Here is a 16494-nt window from a genome sequence, read left to right as displayed (position 1 = left end):
AAAAGAACCGACATGACATGAAAAGTAATCATGTCGGTTTTCTTATTATGTTCTTAGAGGAGGTTTTTGTATGACGTGGATGAATGTGTTAGCGATGTTTGTTTGGACAGGTGCAAGCGCTATTCTTTTATTTGTACTGATGTGGATTGATTCTATTTTTACAAAATATAACGATGTAGCAGAAATGAAAAAAGGAAATATAGCTGTGACAACACGCTTTATTATGAAATTATTTGCACAAGGATATATTTTGTCACAATCGATTACAAAATCGAATGATTTATGGCAAGCGCTTTTAGCCTCAGTTGTATCATTTGTCATTTTATTAGTTGTAGAAATGTTGATTGAATTCATTTTAAGAAAAATAATCGGATTAGATTTAGAAGAAGGAACAAAGCAAGGGCATGTTGCGCATGCTTTATTAGCGGGTTCATTACATATTGTTGGCGCACTTATTTTAGCAGCATGTCTATAACGGAAAGAGGAGGAAGAAAGTATGAGTTTATTTAAACGAATTAAAAATATAATAAAAAGTCCAGAGCCTGCTAAACCAGAACGATCGTTATTAACGTTAGCACCTGGAGATATGATTGAAGTTTCATTAATGATGTATGAGTTAATTGGAAAAACAAGCATGCATTCTCGTAATGAAATTGTACTAACTTTGCAAGATGGGAAAACAATTCGTTATTTAAAAATTGAAAATCGTGAAAGTACGCATTATAAATTATATACACCGATTGATGGACGTTTAGATTCGATAGATGAGATTCCAACAACAATTGAAATGGATGGTATCGAGTATCATCTAGAAGAGCGCTATAGTGGACGTGTTGTTGTCATGGGAAAAACACCGTTTGCTGTTTCAGATGAGCAATATGTATGGGAATTTCAATCGGATAATCGAAAATTACTTCGTATCGAATGGCAAGATGGACGCACAATGATGTATGAGGGAGAAGTGATTCTTTCTGCGGATGTACAAATTATAAGGGCAACATAAGGAGGCGGTAATCATGTCAAACCGATTGTTTACCATGATTAAATCGCTCGGTATTGCTACTTTTGTAATTATTGGAATACTTATAGTTGCTGGCTACATATTATTGGGAGCGGGAAATGAACAGTCCATTCAAGACCGCTACCCATTAGAATCAGTTGCAAAAGATGGTAAGCAAGAATCATATGTATACAGGGCTGCCAATAAAACAGTTCCTCAAGTTGCAAAGGAATTGATGGATGAAAAAGAGCCAAAGCAAGTGTCAAAAGAAGACGAAAATCAAATGTTTCTTGTGTATTCTGATAAGCTTTATAACCTTCAAAAAGATAAAGAAAAACCATCGGATACACTAGTTGAAATTAGCAATAAAGAATTTGTTCGCCAAAATTATCAACCATCTTTTTTACAAGGGTATATTGTCGGAAGTATTTTAAATGATATATTTGGTTCGTATAAATCGTCGCGTGGTGATTATCGCGGATATAATGATAGACAAAATCATAAGCCAGTTATCCCGGAAAGACCACCTACAAAAGAGGAAAAGAAAACACCACCGCCTATTACAAAAGAGGGAAAAGGATCGATTATTAAAAGAAGTGATAAAATTGATTCCAAACCATCTGTAGGAGATCAAGGAAGTATTACGAAAAAAGAGAGTAAGAAAGTTCCACCATCTACAGGAAAGAAAGGAACAATTACAAAATCGCCAGGCGGTAATAGCTCAGATGTGAAGCCAAAATCATCCATTAAAACTCCGCCAAAGAATACATCTCCCCCTAAAACACGGGTTGGTGGTGCAGGGAAAATTACGAAAAGAAGATAGTGAGAAAGGCCCAAGAAGAGTGTTATCAACTTCTTGGGCTTTTTTGTATAAGGAGGAAGCGGTCAATTACTATTTATAAAAGATTTCGTTTTATTTCTTGGATTATTCAGTAGCTTGTTTATCCCGCTATTTTAGGGGAATTTCACTTTATAAATATAACGATAGCTTCGAATATTGAAGCGGAATTTTTATATTAGAGGCATGCGGGATAGAGAAAAGTACTTCTCTTAGAAGATAGGGCTTTTGTTTCGGAAAAATAATTCAGTGAGACTGATGCGCGAGTACAGTTCTCTTGCTGATAAAAAAAATCTGTCCCCCTATAGCTAACAGCAACATAACAGCTGTTACATAAGGTAAGGTAATAGGGGAAATTCCTTTTTCTAAAAGAATTCCGTTTACCATTGTCCCGATCGAACCAGAAAAATAATTAATAGAGCTAAGCAAAGCAATTGAAATGATAGCGTGTTTTGGGCTAATTTCTACAAGCGTTTTTTGTTGGATAGCGAGTGTTGCCCATCCTGTACTCCCCCAAAGAATTAAGCAGATAGCTACTAATAATGCAGATTTATGGAAAATCCCCATGCATATAAATGAGAGAAACATAATTCCTATTACATACAGTAATAGGACCTTTGGCTTTCTATAGAAATCTATGATAAACCCGATGAGAAAACTTCCGGCAATTCCGCCGATTCCCCACATCCAAATAAATACGATAAAATTGTGGAAACCATATGCTGTAATGATGGAATATAAGTACGTATACAAACCTAAACTACAAAAGCTCAAGATCATTGTAATCAGCATGACAAGAGAAACTTGTTTGTTTTTGAACATACTTAGTCGCTCTTTTAATGTTGGCAAAGGGCTGGATTCTACTATAGGAAATTTTGTGAAGAGAGCACATATCCCAATCATTCCAATGATAACAATAAGCCAGATTGCTAGGCGCCATCCATACAAGGAAGCAATATAGATACTAAGTGGAACACCAATTACAGTGCCAGCGCTCATTCCAAGTAAAACAGTGCTTAAAGCTCTTCCTCTTCTTTTTTCAGAAACGAATGTAACAGCAGCAGATGATGCTAATGGTGAATATAGACCAGCACCTATTCCTGCTAGACCTCTAGAAATGATTAGAATGATAAAATGATGAGTTACAGCGGTTATAAAGTTAGCAATTGTAAAAAGAAATAAAGCGGCTAATAATGTGCGTTTTACATTTGTCTTTTTCATAAATGTAGCGAATAGAGGTGCAGTAAAGGCATAGCAGATTGTGAATATGCTGACGGTTTGCCCAGCTGTTCCAATGGAAATATGAAAATCATTCGCAATTTGTGGTAAAATACCTGCCATTATATAAGCATCTATTCCTAATGCAAACATTCCAAGTGTTAATAACAATATTTTATTCAAAGTGACTCCTCCTTTTGGTAAATTGCTCTATTGTTATCGTAAAAGATATAATGAGATTAGTGAAATTCATATTTTGAATAGGAGGTATGAGTAAAACTCATGACGATAGCGAGATATGAAGTGTTTCAAAAAGTAGTGGAGTTAGGAAATTTCACGAGAGCAGCAGAGCAATTAAATATGACACAATCAGCTGTAAGTCATGCGATTGCTAGTTTAGAAAAAGAGTTTGGTCATCCTTTATTACATAGAAATAAGCAAGCTGAAATTAGAAGAACGGAGTTTGCAAATCGTATTTTTCCACATATTCAAAATGTATTAAAGAGTGAATCGGCAATTAAGCAAGAAGTATCTATGCAAAATAAGAGGTTGACAGGTACACTCAAAATTGGGGCGTTTACAAGCGCGGCAGCACAAATATTACCGTCTATGTTATTGCAGCTTAAACAAAGTTTCCCTGGTATTAAAATTTTATTATTTGAGGGTACATATGAGGAAGTTAGAGAATGGATTGATAATGGAACAGTGGACATAGGGTTCGTTTTAGAATCAAATGTAAATAAACAAATTCAATCAATTCCAGTTAGCAAAGACGAAATTGTATTAGGATTACCGAAGAATCATTCGTTGATGAATGAAAAAATAGTAGATATTCAACAAATCGATGGAATGGACTTTATAATGCCGAAAGGGCCATATCAGTCATTAGTGATAAAAAATTTAGATGATTATCAAGTACATCCAAATATTGTATTAGAAGTACTAAATTGTGAAACGATTGTGAATATGGTTTCACAAAATATTGGAATTACAATGGGTCCTGAGTTGTTTTTTAAATCGCATAAAGACATTGAAATAAAAAGATTAAGGCAGAAACAATATCGTCATATTCATTTAGCTTTTAAAGAAAGAGTACCGATAATTGAGGCTTTTTTTGCGTGTAATCAATTATCGATTATTTCATAGCAATAAAGAAGCCAAGGCTATTCTTATGCTTTTAAGAATGGCCTTGGCTGTATATTAATTAAATATAAACCTTAGAACAGTTAAGAATATCGCAATTCCTAAAATACCCCCTACAACTTTTATATGGCGTTTTTTCCCCATGACAACAATTGCGATATATTCACGAATCATTGCGTTTGGCCAATAATAGAATGCCGTTTTTGAACCAATTCCTTGGCTATTTAGACCAGCTTGTTTGGCATATAAACCAGCGCGAAATAGGTGGAAGTTATTTGTTGCAAAGATGCTGTTGTAATTTCCAGCTGGTTTTAATGAATCCATAATTTGTTTGGAGAACAGCATGTTTTGGTACGTATTAACTGATCGGTTTTCTTGCACGGTATGTTCAATCGGAATTCCTTGTTCCACAGCATATTTTTGCATTGCTTCAGCTTCAGGAAGGTTTTCATCAGGTCCTTGTCCACCGGAAAAAATAATTGTAGGTGGTGAAGCAACTGCAGCCTGCTTATGATAGAAATCAATTGCTTTATGAATACGGCTTGCTAGTAGTGGTGGAACTTTATCACGAATTAAACCACTGCCGAGAACGATAATGAAATCTTGATTGCGTTTTGGCCTATTAAATTGATAAAGAAGATAGGCAGTGAAGAAATTTAAAACATGTATAAAAAAGTATAGAATAATAAGCGAAATTGCGCCGAATATAGGTTGAAAATGAGAAGAAAATAAGCTTGTTGGATCAAAAATAGCCAGTAGTATCCATAGTAAAATGAATATACCTAAAAAGAGTGTTAAACAATTAGAAAAGCGTCGTCCTTCTTTTTTCATTAATGTTTTTGCATTAAGAAATAATCCTATTACTAAAGCAACTATTCCGAAAGGGATCATCAGTATAAAAGCTAAAAAAGGTATCAAAATAATCCACTGTATGTTTTCATTATCAAACTGAAAAGTGACAATAAGACAAAAAACGAGAAATGAACAGAAAAACGTATTAAATAAAAAGCCATTGATTATTTTTCTTGGATCTTTTAAATAAGAATAAAGAAAAATAATGAATAAAATAAGAGGAATCATCCCAAAAATAATCAAGTAATATACACCTCAATTTTTTTATAATCTTTGTGTGAATTGATCCGCTATTTCATGGCAATCCTCATTGATGAGAGGAACATAATCAGTGAGGAGGAAGAAAGCTCCACTACTAATTAAAGCTTCACTTTATCACAAGAATTATATTACATGATAAAAAAGAGAGTTCTTAGAAAAAAGAGGATTTAGAATTTTCTCAACAAATAGTATGGAATAATATGATATAATGTATTCAAAGCGATATATTAAAAGTAAAATGGTTTGGGACACTCTACGGAGTGTCTTTTCTATTTATATCGCGGAAATGATATTGTTTATCTTGCTATTTTAAGGCAATAAGACTCCCACTTCAAGATCCAGAGAGAAGCAAGGAAGATTGGTGAGGGTTCATAATCAGTGGGGGATGAAGAAAGCCCCCACTGATTAAAGTTTCACTTTATTTTAAGTGAAAAATGGGAGGAAGAGAAAAAACTTGGATTTGTAGATGCACGATAAAGCAGAGTGGTTCTTGATAGGTTAGTTAGCTTAGGTCTCTTGCCAACTTATTCTGTTTTATAGGACGAGGTACAAATAGAGAAAGGAGCATCTCGATAAGAGGGGCTTTTTTTAATTTCAGATTAAGGATGCTATTGGTTTTCACTGTAAGAATAGGAATAAATATCTATACTAAACATTAGCAATCTTCCGTATAAATATTATCAATTTACTATATCTTCCATTGATGTTACATTGAATCTGAAAAGACTTTCTTTTTCAAATTACTACCCCTAACAAACTTTTGAAAAAGTTAGCTGTCTCCATACTTGTCATTTATGCCTTAACAAAAGAGGAGTCATATGATTCCTCTTTTGTTTTTTCGACAACATATGACAAAAAACATATATATAACTTGTTATTATGTTAAAGAGATATAATAGTACTTTTTAGTAAAGGAGACATAGAAATGAACTTCAAAAAAATATTGATGACAGGTGCAATTGTTGCTACGACGACATTCACGTCTATTGGAAACGCACAAGCGCAAATTACTTTTAAAGATCTTCCGAATCATCATTGGGCGTACAAAGCGATTATCGAATTAGCAAATAAAAATATTGTTCTTGGATATGGAGATGGAAGTTTTGGATTGGGAGATGATGTAACGCGTGAACAAGTTGCAGCGCTTATGTTCCGTCATTTCAAACCAGCGGAAAAAGAATATTATCATAACCCGTATAAAGATGTGAGCAACCATTCAACTATGTTTAAAAAAGAAATTTTAGCTTTAACAGAAATGGGTATTTTTGCAGGAGATGAAAAAGGAATGTTTAGGCCAAAAGACTCACTAACTCGTGAAGAAATGGCGCAAATTTTAACAAGGGCGTTTCAATTAGAAGTAAGGTCAGAACATACTTTTTCAGACGTAGATAGAAAATCATGGGCAAATGATGCAATTAGTGCTGTGCAGTCCAATCGTATTACTAGTGGAACAGGGAATGGGATGTACGCACCAAAAATGCATGTAAGTCGTGAGCAATATGTGCAATTTTTATATAATGCGACATTACCTTTTGAAAAAAGACCAGTTGCAAATCAAGTCGTAAAGCCAGAAACAAAGCCGAACCGCTTTGCGAACTGTAAAGAAGCAAACGCTGCTGGTATTTATGATATTACGAAAGAAAGCCCATATTACGGTAAGCATTTAGACCGAGATGGTGATGGCATTGCTTGTGAACGAAAGAAAGCAGGAAAATAATAGAACTCGTACTGCACTGATTAAGGAATGCAGTTTATTTTTGCAATCTAAATATGTAAAATTGCATAGAATTGATAAGGATTGTGTATGATATAATCATAATGAGAGCTGCTGGTAATTTTCTTTGTCATAGTTGTTAGGTTTTAACACATAACTTCTAATCGAAAATCATACGTGTAGGCAGAAAAAGACACTCTAAAAAGAGTGTCTTTTTCATATTTTAGTGATATCCTTTGGCAGAGTCTTTATGGATTTTTTCTTTAAAGATACTATAGCTCCAAAGTTGATATCCAATAACAATTGGTACCATGATTAAAGCGACGAAAAACATAATTTTTAAGTTTAATTCACTTCCAGCTGCTTTATATAGCGTTGTGCTGTATGCGTCATTAATGCGCGATGGTAACATGCGCGGGAACATGCCGATAAAGCCAGTTGCCATAAACGTTGCAATTGTTAAACAAACCGTTGTAAAGGCAAAACCAATTTTATGTTTGTATACCATCGCAATTGTTACAACGCTTAATACCATAGCAAGAGCTGGGACAATGAATAGTACGGGATATTCCGTGAAGTTTTGGAACAAGTTTGTCCGATTTGCAGTTGCTACATAGAAGATTGCTAGTAAAATAGCAGCTGTCATTGAAAATGGTTTTGCAATTTTATAAGCGCGATCTGATACTTCGCCAGACGTTTTAATCATAACCCAAAGCGATCCAGATACAACGAAGATTGCCGTGAAGAAGAGACCGCCTAAAATACCGTAATGATTTAGTAAACTAAATAACGTTCCTTCATAACCATCCTTACCAATTTGTAATCCGTAGTATAAGTTAGCGAATGTAACACCAAATAAGAAAGTGATAAGGAAGCTACCGATGGTAAAAGCCCATTTACAAGCGCTTTGCCAAACTGGTGAATCATCTTTATGCATAAATTCAAGCCCCGCTGCACGAGCGAAAAGAGCAAGTAATACTAAAAATAACGGTGTATATAAGTAGCTAAACATATTTGCATAAGTGATTGGGAAGGCAGCAAAAGTTGCTCCTCCGGCTGTAATTAACCAAACTTCATTGCCACCCCAGAAAGGCCCGATTGCTTCTTGCATTTGGTTGCGTTCTTTTCGATCTTTTGTAACGAAAGGGAAGATCATGCCGTTTCCAAGTGCATAGCCATCGAGAATAAAGTAAACAGTCCAAATCACGCCCCATAAACCGAACCAAATCACTGCAAGCATATCATGAGACATGAGCTGCACCTCCCTTAGTAACAGGTTCTTCTAACGCAGCTGGCCCTTTCTTAGCAAATTTCAACATCAAGTATACATCGGCAATTAAAAGTAATGTATAGAATAAAACTAAGCTAAGAAGTGAGAACCAAATTTGTGGTACAGAAATTGGAGAAACAGCTTCGGCTGTCCGCATTAATTTATATACTGTCCACGGTTGACGGCCTGCTTCAGCAACAATCCATCCAGCGTTAATTGCAACATATGGAAGTAAGACAGACCACATTGTAATCTTTAAGAATCGTTTTGAGTTTTCTAATTTTCCTTTTCGATTTAAATAGAAACCAAACCAAGTTAATGCCATAAAGAATACGCCAAGTGCAACCATTAAGCGGAAACTATAGTAAACAAGGTTTACGTTTGGACGATCTTCTTTTGGGATATCTTTTAGGCCAACAATTTCCCCATCAAATGAATTTGTATAGAAGAAGCTTCCAAGTTTCGGGATTGTGAATAATTCAAAGTTCTTTTCATTTTCTACATCAGGAATTTGAACGATAGAGAATCCTTGTCCTTTTCCAGTTTCCCAAACAGCTTCCATTGCCGCACCTTTTGCAGGTTGCATTTTTGCTGCATAAGCACCGGATTGATGGCCAATGAAAGGTGTTGCAGTTGCTGCAAACAAACCTAAAATAAGCCCGAATTTAAATGATTTTTTAAAGAAGTCTACATCGTTTTTACGTAATAAATGATATGCGCTAATTGCCATAACAAAGAAAGAACCAACGATATAACAACCAACAACTGTATGGAAAAACATATGCCATGCATATGGGTTTGTAACGAGAGCCCAGAAATTATCTAATTCAGCACGACCATTGCGTACTACATAACCAACAGGATTTTGCATGAAACCATTTGCTGTGATAATCCAAAGCGCGGAAATATTTGTTCCAAGTGCAACCATCCACATACAAAAAGCACGGAATTTTGGTGATATTTTATCTTTACCAAATAACCAAATTCCCATAAAAGTAGATTCTAAGAAGAAAGCAACAAGTGCTTCAATTGCAAGTGGTGATCCAAATATGTCTCCCATATACTTAGAATACTCAGACCAGTTTGTTCCAAACTGGAACTCCATTGTAATCCCAGTTATAATCCCCATTACGAAATTTATCGTAAATAGCTTACCCCAGAAATTTGCCATTTTACGATATGTTGGATTTAATGTACGTGCATATTGGGTTTCCATACACGCTACTAAAATAACAAGTCCGATTGTCAATGGTACAAATAAGAAATGATAAAAGACTGTAATTGCAAATTGAAAACGACTCAGTAACAAAACGTCGGACATAATAAGATTTCACTCCTTTTTAAACATTATCTACATTTAGTTTATAGTGAAAACATGAGAAAAATAGGGGAGAGTTGTTACAAAGGTGTGTGTATATTTTGAAAGAATTATGTCGATTATCTGAAAAAATCTTATTTTTAATATGAAGAGATATTCTTTTTGTGTTTTTTAGATTTTGGTAAACTAAATATGTAGTTTAAATGAGAGAAAAGAGGGGCTTTTTACTATGAAGTCATTAGAAGAGATTTTGAGATACAATGAAAAATTCGTAGAAGAGAAAAAATATGAGGAGTATGAAGCAGGGAAGTTTCCAAATAAAAAAATGGTCATTATCTCTTGCATGGATACTCGTCTTGTTGAGTTATTACCAAAAGCAATGAATATGCGTAATGGTGATGTGAAAATTATTAAAGTGGCAGGGGCTGTTATTTCTCATCCATTTGGTAGTATTATGCGTAGTATTTTAGTTGCTGTATATGAACTTGGTGCTGACGAAGTATGCGTTATTGGTCACCATGATTGTGGTATGGCAAAAATTCAAGCAAGCAGTACAATTGAAAAAATGAAAGAGCGTGGTGTATCAGAAGAGAGATTGGATACACTTCGTTATTCTGGAATTGATTTAGAAAAATTCTTACAAGGTTTCTCAAGTGTAGAAGAAAGTGTAGAACATAGCGTATCAGTTCTTCGTAATCATCCGTTACTTCCAACAGAAGTACCTGTCCATGGTCTTGTTATTCATCCTGATACGGGGAAATTAGATTTAGTTGTGAACGGCTACGAAGCTTAAAAATTTCATTTGTTATCCTTTTTGTCTGGGACGGGATCGAATCCTCCTGGATGAAAAGGGTGACATTTTAATATACGCTTTAGTGTGAGCCAAAAACCTTTGAGAGCACCGTGTGTTTGAAATGCCTCTAGTCCATAATGAGAGCAAGTCGGATAAAAACGGCATGTAGGTGGCGTCATCGGCGAGATGAATTTTTGATAAAAACGTATAATACCAATAAAAATCTGTTTCATAACGGTCTCCTTTTCAGCATATTCTTCTAGTATTATAGCACGGACCATACTTAATACTTTACTAATTTGAATTTCCGTTATATCATATTGGATATAACGGAATTAAAAATGAAAGCGGGAGAGATGATTTATGCCATCAGTAGAAAGCTTTGAATTAGATCATACGATTGTAAAGGCTCCTTATGTGAGACATTGTGGTGTTCATAAAGTAGGTAGCGACGGTATTGTAAATAAGTTTGATATCCGTTTTTGCCAACCAAATAAACAGGCGATGAAACCAGATGTGATTCATACGTTAGAACATCTATTGGCGTTTAACTTACGTAAATATATCGATCGTTATCCACATTTTGATATTATCGACATTTCACCAATGGGTTGCCAAACAGGATATTATCTTGTTGTAAGTGGTACACCGACAGTTCGTGAAATCATTGATTTATTAGAACTAACATTAAAAGATGCAGTTCAAATAACAGAAATCCCAGCTGCTAATGAAACGCAATGTGGGCAAGCGAAACTTCATGATTTAGAAGGAGCAAAACGCTTGATGAATTTCTGGTTAAGTCAAGATAAAGACGATCTTGAGAAAGTATTTGGTTAAAACGAAAGGAAGCTGCCTGTGAAAGGCAGCTTCCTTTCGTGTATATATTTATGTTGTTGATGTGTGAAGGCTACTTATACAGAATTTATCCCGCTGTCCGATTGGTGAGGGCTTATAATCAATGGGGGATGAAAGGATGGTTACAAGTATTAGGAGAATTCTATCAGCTATAGTTAAAAATAAAGTAATCCGATTAATAAAAAAGAATGTTTCAGCTTCTTTCTTTCGTACACGAAGTTCCTCATAGCCCCTCTTTTCTTTATTTTATCATGAAACAAATAGTGGTTTTACATAATTTTGTAATTGTTGAAAACAATAGAAAATAAAAAGAGAGAAAGAAGGGCGCTATATGGAGAATAGAAAAACATACTATATATCAGTTGGAAATGGGCAAATTTCACAAGTGAAAACAGCGGATACATATAGCTTTGAAATTCGAGCAACGGAGGAGGAAATTATCCAGCTCCGAGAATACTTTGATCAAGCGTATCGTGAAGACCTTGGATCATTTGTACGTTCCCATGTCCCGTTCGTTGAGTATCATCACGACTCGAATAATGATCGATATGATGCAGAACTGCAAAAGGCATATAAGATGATTTATGATTTAGGGAGTCATGAAACGAAAGAATTAGTCGCACAAATGGGAATAATCAATGGATTATAATTGGATAACATTATGCAGGAAAGCGAGAATATGCTACAATTTGTGGTAGGAAAAACTTGTAACCATCAATAGGGGAGTAATGGCATGTACACATTTAAAGATTATTACCACAACACTGTACAATTATCGTTTGAACGTTATCCATTTTCTCCTGAGCCAAAGCATGTTTGGGTTGTATGCCGGTACAGGGATCAATGGTTATTAACGCATCATTTGCGCCGTGGTCTTGAATTTCCAGGTGGAAAAGTAGAAATGGGAGAGACACCGGAAGAAGCGGCAGTCAGAGAAGTTCATGAAGAAACCGGTGGTATTGTTTCTGATTTAACTTACTTAGGGCAATACAAAGTGTCAGGAAAAGACAAAATTATTATTAAAAATATTTATTTCGCAACCATTAGTGCGGTGGAAGAACATACGCATTATGAAGAAACAAAAGGATCTGTTTTATTAAAAGAAATTCCTGATAACATTAAACATGATAGAAAATTTAGTTTTATTATGCGCGATGATGTATTAGCGCGCACGATGAAACATATAGAAGAACTCGGCTGTTTTATAAAGTAAAGTGGCCGAGTTCTTCTATATGTAACATAAGTTTGAAAAAAATTCAGTAAATGTATATTTTCACTTACTGAATTTTAGCATGCGATTTTGTAAAGATATTTTTCCTTTTAGGAGGGGAGAAAATGGAGCATAGAAAAGAAACTACGGTCTCTATTTCAATGTTTAAATTAAATATTTATGCAATCGTCTTTATAATTGTAATGATGATGGGGGTTGCTTTTTTGCATATATTTCTTTTTGAAACATCTAAAATTGTAATTACATTACCTAGTATATTTATGCTCATTATCGCTATGTTTGCTCTTGTTTGCATTCATGAAGCGTTGCATTTAATAGGATTTCATTATATTGGTGGTGTTGCGTGGAGTGAATTAAAATGGGGTGTCAACTTTAAATTAGGTGTCGCTTATGCTCATTCTAGAAAGCCAATTTTCGTAAAGCATATGAAAAAAGTATTAATGCTTCCACTCTTACCAACAGGAATTTTGCCAATTGTAGTTGGTGTAGCCATGAATTTTCCAGTCATCTCATTGCTAGGTGTTTTATTAACAGCTGGTTGTATTGGCGATCTTGCATTGTATCGAAAAGTATCAAAATTTCCGGATAATGCTTTCGTGATAGACCATCCGACTAAACCGCAGTTTACAGTATATGAATAAAGAAAAAGGGAGTTTTTGAATGTGCCCTTCACTTATAAGCATTTTGGATGGTTCTCTTTATCAATTTAAAATGTAGTTGCCTTAGATTTTCCAAATGAAAGTACTTCTCATACATTATCAATCATACGTGATTGCTCAAATTCCCCCCAAAATAAATCCCTCTTCCTTTAAAAATAAGTGTCGCATATTTTAGAAAGAATACGTATGATATTTTTGTAGAATCGAATGATGGAGGTTTTTATGGGGAAGTTTTATAGTAAGTTTGTCTGTTTTATTATAGCAGTAGGTCTATTGATAGTGGGATGCAGTAAAGAAGTAGAGGTTGCCGAAACGAAAGAAATATGTAATACAGAAGAAGAATGTACGAGAATTGGAGATCGGATGGTTGAGAAAGTATACAAAAATATGGAAAGTCTATCTCGATTAGAAGAACCAACAGATTATGTAGAGGAAACGAAAGAAATAGAAAAGACAGATGTACAGTTAGAGAGTATGAGGGGAACTGAAAAGAAGCAAGGTGATGATGAAAACTATTTCTTTTTAGCATCTTATTACATAGATGAAGAGGAAATTATCGATCCATATTTTGAAAAACTAGATAAAAAGCGTTTCAATAAAGTATTTGCTGATGATCAGGAAGCAAAGAATGAGATTATGGAACAACATGAAGATAGCGATTATCATAAAACGCTGTGGGAGATATATCGTACATTAATTCCTTCTAAATATCGAAAGAACATTGTAGAGTTTGATATTGTGACAGATGGATATGAAGGGATTGTTGCTCACGTTGCTCCTAGTATGGAAAATCCAAAAGATTGGGTGTTAAGTTTAGATACACTTGATTCAGGCGTCAATATAGACGAAGTAATGAAAACATTAATACATGAGACAGCTCATGTATTGACACTTAATGATACACAAGTCCCAGTTAATGAAAAGTATATAAAGGCATTTGAAGAAGAGAAAGATATTTCATCCTATCAAAACAAATGCAAAACTCTTTTCTTACAAGAAGGATGTGCGAAGAGAGGTTCGTATATTCATACATTTTCTAATTTGTTTTGGAAACCGATTGAGCGAGAATGGAAAGAGAAGCAGATTGAGACAAATGAAGAAGCGCGAATTACATTTTTTGAAGAGAAGCATGATCAATTTGTTTCAGAATACGGAACGACGAATGTCGCTGAAGATATAGCAGATACATTTACAGCATTCATTTTACAAGATTCGAAGAAGGTGAAAGAAGGAACAGAACTGAAGTATCAAAAAATTGCATTCTTCTATCAATTCCCTGAACTTGTGAAAATGAGAGCAGAAGTATTATCTGGACTATATGAAATTTCGAAGCAAGTAAAAGAATCGTAAGTGAACCAAGCAACCAAAATAGTGGTTGCTTTTTTTATGGAGCAAAAGGAATAAAAGGTTTACAGTCGAATAAATATAAAAATGACACAAAATTGACACATTTTAAATATACATACTATAGAGATAATATATATTCTCAAGGAGGGAGTAGAGCGGATGAAAACGGTTCTTGCAATTGCTGGTCTCATTTGGGTAATGTCTCATAGTATTCCGATTTTTGAAGGTGAACAAATTCGTACGGCATTAAATAAACACTTTAGTGAGTATCGTATGATAGATCGACAAGATAACATTGTAAAAGTGCGTGTGAAAGATTGTTTTCATACGGTTACAGTTGAGGGAAATACGGTTGTGAAGGATACAAAAGTATGCGATTCAAAATAAATGATACGTGCAGAAAGAAGCTGATCCCGTCGTATAGTTTGGGATCAGCTTCTTTTGCGTTTTCTAATTATTAATTTTTCGAAGCCTTCTACAAAAACATACATTAGGGTAGCAAGAACGCATGTTAATAATACGCTAAGCAGTATGAGTGTAAAGTTAAAGACTTGAAACCCATAGCTAATTAAATATCCTAGCCCTTGTTTTGAAACGAGAAGTTCTCCAAAAATAACTCCAACCCATGATAATCCAACGTTTACTTTTAATGTTGAAATAATAGTTGGGAAAGAAGCAGGTAAAATAACTTGTTGATATGTTTGCCATTTATTTGCACCAAATGTATGCATCACTTTTATATAATTTGCATCGACTTCTTGAAATGCACTATAAATAACGAGAATCGTAATAATGATGGAAATAATAACTCCCATCGCAATAGAAGATGTAATATTTGGACCAAAAATAACGATAATAATTGGACCAAGTGCTACTTTGGGCATTGCATTTAGGACAACAAGGTATGGATCAAGGACACGGGCTACAAGAGGAATCCACCAAAGAATCGTCGCGATAATGGTGCCGAGTACAGTGCCGAGAATAAAACCAACGCCTGTTTCAAGAAGTGTCGTCCAGATGTGGACCCAGAGAGAGCCATCAAGCCATTTATTCAGAAATAAATCCCAAATATTTGAAGGGGAACTGAATAGTAAAGGATCAATCCACTCTTGGTTACTAGCAATTTCCCATAAGACAAAGAAAAGGGTTAAAATACATAGTTGTAAAATGTGAGTAATCCATGTGCGTTTTCGTTCCCTTTTTCGAAACTGTTCATGTAGTTGTTTTATATTATCCAAGACGTTCCAGCTCCTTCCATATATCTTGAAAAAGGGCTGGGAAATCGGGATGATGTCTTGCTTCGAGTGGTGATAAAGAACGAATGCTTTTTGGGATATGAAAGGTCCTTGCAACTTTGCCAGGCTTTGCTTGAAGTAAATAAATTTTATCGCTCATCGCAATAGCTTCTTCAATATCATGTGTAACGAGAAGGGATGTCTTCTTGTACGTTTGAAGCAAAGAAAAAACAAGTTCTTCTAGTTTTAATTTCGTTTGATAATCAAGTGCGGAAAAAGGTTCATCTAGTAAAAGAATTTTCGGATTTGTTGCGAGAGTTCGAACGAGCGCAGCACGTTGGCGCATGCCACCTGATAGCTCGCTTGGGGACTGTTTTTCGACTCCATCTAATCCAACTTGCTTTAAAAGTTGCAATGTATGCTTTTTTGTCTCCTCTTTATATGTGTTTGTAATATGCAAACCGAGCATAATATTTTCTTCGATCGTTTTCCATGGGAATAAATAATCTTGCTGGAGCATGTAACCCATGGAAGCTGTTGATTTTGTAACAGGTTCTCCTTCTAAAAAGACGAGGCCTTCAGTTGGCTTTAAAAGGCCAGCAATAATGGATAGAAGAGTTGTCTTTCCACAACCACTTGGTCCAAGAATCGAAATAAATTCTCCTTCTTTTACGTGTAAGTTCATACATTCCAGAACAAGTCTTGCATGATCTTTTGCAAAAAAACAGTGAGAAACATTAGATATTTGTAAGAAATTCAT

At 34.9% G+C, this 16494-nt stretch carries 19 protein-coding genes; 12 read left to right on the top strand and 7 right to left on the bottom strand.

Annotation, left to right across the window (positions count from 1 at the left end; translation table 11 throughout):
- The first annotated feature begins 70 nt into the window (after nt 1–70).
- From MR058_RS12085 to MR058_RS12075, 3 genes are read left to right on the top strand one after another with little or no spacing between them, the layout of a single operon-like run.
- Complete coding sequence (locus MR058_RS12085) at nt 71–475, top strand: DUF350 domain-containing protein (protein ID WP_242144250.1); 405 nt, start codon at nt 71–73, stop codon at nt 473–475.
- A gap of 21 nt (nt 476–496) precedes the next feature.
- Nucleotides 497–1003 (top strand): DUF4178 domain-containing protein, encoded by a 507-nt coding sequence (locus MR058_RS12080; RefSeq protein ID WP_242144249.1) that lies wholly within the window; start codon nt 497–499, stop codon nt 1001–1003.
- Nucleotides 1004–1016: 13 nt separating this feature from the next.
- Complete coding sequence (locus tag MR058_RS12075; protein ID WP_242144248.1) at nt 1017–1823, top strand: DUF4247 domain-containing protein; 807 nt, start codon at nt 1017–1019, stop codon at nt 1821–1823.
- Between the two features lie 261 nt (nt 1824–2084).
- Here the strand turns inward: MR058_RS12075 and MR058_RS12070 are convergent, their stop codons facing one another.
- Nucleotides 2085–3239, bottom strand: coding sequence for an MFS transporter (locus tag MR058_RS12070; protein ID WP_242144247.1), 1155 nt, complete (start codon nt 3237–3239; stop codon nt 2085–2087).
- Between the two features lie 99 nt (nt 3240–3338).
- On the opposite strand from MR058_RS12070, the gene MR058_RS12065 reads away from it, so the two are divergent.
- A complete protein-coding gene (locus MR058_RS12065) occupies nt 3339–4202 on the top strand; it encodes a LysR family transcriptional regulator (RefSeq protein ID WP_242144246.1) in 864 nt (287 codons plus the stop codon).
- 54 nt (nt 4203–4256) lie between these two features.
- On the opposite strand, the gene MR058_RS12060 is transcribed toward MR058_RS12065, so the two are convergent.
- A complete protein-coding gene (locus MR058_RS12060) occupies nt 4257–5294 on the bottom strand; it encodes a YdcF family protein (protein ID WP_242144245.1) in 1038 nt (345 codons plus the stop codon).
- A gap of 943 nt (nt 5295–6237) precedes the next feature.
- Here MR058_RS12060 and MR058_RS12055 point away from each other — a divergent pair.
- Nucleotides 6238–7029, top strand: coding sequence for an S-layer homology domain-containing protein (locus tag MR058_RS12055; RefSeq protein ID WP_242144244.1), 792 nt, complete (start codon nt 6238–6240; stop codon nt 7027–7029).
- A gap of 220 nt (nt 7030–7249) precedes the next feature.
- On the opposite strand, the gene cydB is transcribed toward MR058_RS12055, so the two are convergent.
- Together cydB and MR058_RS12045 are read right to left on the bottom strand one after the other, a co-directional pair.
- Nucleotides 7250–8278 carry a cytochrome d ubiquinol oxidase subunit II gene (cydB, locus tag MR058_RS12050; RefSeq protein WP_242144243.1) on the bottom strand — a complete coding sequence of 343 codons (1029 nt, stop codon included), beginning with the start codon at nt 8276–8278 and terminating at the stop codon, nt 7250–7252.
- The gene (locus tag MR058_RS12045) at nt 8268–9617 is read right to left on the bottom strand and encodes a cytochrome ubiquinol oxidase subunit I (RefSeq protein ID WP_242144242.1); all 1350 of its coding nucleotides are present in this window, start codon (nt 9615–9617) and stop codon (nt 8268–8270) included. The genes cydB and MR058_RS12045 overlap by 11 nt, the downstream gene beginning before the upstream one ends.
- A 226-nt stretch (nt 9618–9843) precedes the next feature.
- Here MR058_RS12045 and MR058_RS12040 point away from each other — a divergent pair, with 226 nt between their 5' ends.
- Entirely contained in the window at nt 9844–10407 is a 564-nt protein-coding gene (locus tag MR058_RS12040; protein ID WP_242144241.1) for a beta-class carbonic anhydrase, read from the top strand.
- A 5-nt stretch (nt 10408–10412) separates the two neighbouring features.
- On the opposite strand, the gene yidD is transcribed toward MR058_RS12040, so the two are convergent.
- Nucleotides 10413–10640, bottom strand: coding sequence for a membrane protein insertion efficiency factor YidD (yidD, locus tag MR058_RS12035; RefSeq protein WP_242144240.1), 228 nt, complete (start codon nt 10638–10640; stop codon nt 10413–10415).
- A gap of 130 nt (nt 10641–10770) precedes the next feature.
- Here yidD and luxS point away from each other — a divergent pair, with 130 nt between their 5' ends.
- From luxS to MR058_RS12005, 6 genes are all read left to right on the top strand, one after another.
- Nucleotides 10771–11244 (top strand): S-ribosylhomocysteine lyase LuxS, encoded by a 474-nt coding sequence (luxS, locus tag MR058_RS12030; protein ID WP_242144239.1) that lies wholly within the window; start codon nt 10771–10773, stop codon nt 11242–11244.
- A gap of 349 nt (nt 11245–11593) precedes the next feature.
- Nucleotides 11594–11911, top strand: coding sequence for an HAD family hydrolase (locus MR058_RS12025; RefSeq protein ID WP_242144238.1), 318 nt, complete (start codon nt 11594–11596; stop codon nt 11909–11911).
- A gap of 84 nt (nt 11912–11995) precedes the next feature.
- The gene (gene mutTA, locus MR058_RS12020; RefSeq protein WP_012095917.1) at nt 11996–12475 is read left to right on the top strand and encodes an antimutator 8-oxo-(dGTP/GTP)ase; all 480 of its coding nucleotides are present in this window, start codon (nt 11996–11998) and stop codon (nt 12473–12475) included.
- Nucleotides 12476–12597: 122 nt separating this feature from the next.
- Complete coding sequence (locus tag MR058_RS12015; RefSeq protein WP_242144237.1) at nt 12598–13134, top strand: DUF3267 domain-containing protein; 537 nt, start codon at nt 12598–12600, stop codon at nt 13132–13134.
- Between the two features lie 240 nt (nt 13135–13374).
- Nucleotides 13375–14502, top strand: a complete 1128-nt coding sequence (locus MR058_RS12010; RefSeq protein WP_242144236.1) for a recombinase family protein — start codon at nt 13375–13377, stop codon at nt 14500–14502.
- Between the two features lie 156 nt (nt 14503–14658).
- On the top strand, nt 14659–14886 hold the full coding sequence (locus MR058_RS12005; RefSeq protein WP_242144235.1) for a hypothetical protein: 228 nt from the start codon (nt 14659–14661) through the stop codon (nt 14884–14886).
- A gap of 44 nt (nt 14887–14930) precedes the next feature.
- Here the strand turns inward: MR058_RS12005 and MR058_RS12000 are convergent, their stop codons facing one another.
- Together MR058_RS12000 and MR058_RS11995 are read right to left on the bottom strand one after the other, a co-directional pair.
- A complete protein-coding gene (locus MR058_RS12000) occupies nt 14931–15737 on the bottom strand; it encodes an ABC transporter permease (RefSeq protein ID WP_242144234.1) in 807 nt (268 codons plus the stop codon).
- On the bottom strand, nt 15730–16494 hold the full coding sequence (locus tag MR058_RS11995; RefSeq protein WP_242144233.1) for an ABC transporter ATP-binding protein: 765 nt from the start codon (nt 16492–16494) through the stop codon (nt 15730–15732). Before MR058_RS11995 ends, MR058_RS12000 begins: the two co-directional genes overlap by 8 nt.

This window comes from Bacillus cereus group sp. BfR-BA-01430 (assembly GCF_022663115.1).
Classification (GTDB): Bacteria; Bacillota; Bacilli; order Bacillales; family Bacillaceae_G; genus Bacillus_A; species Bacillus_A cereus_BD.
The sequence above is the reverse complement of the archived record's forward strand: the minus strand, read 5'-3'. Positions and strand labels throughout refer to the sequence as shown.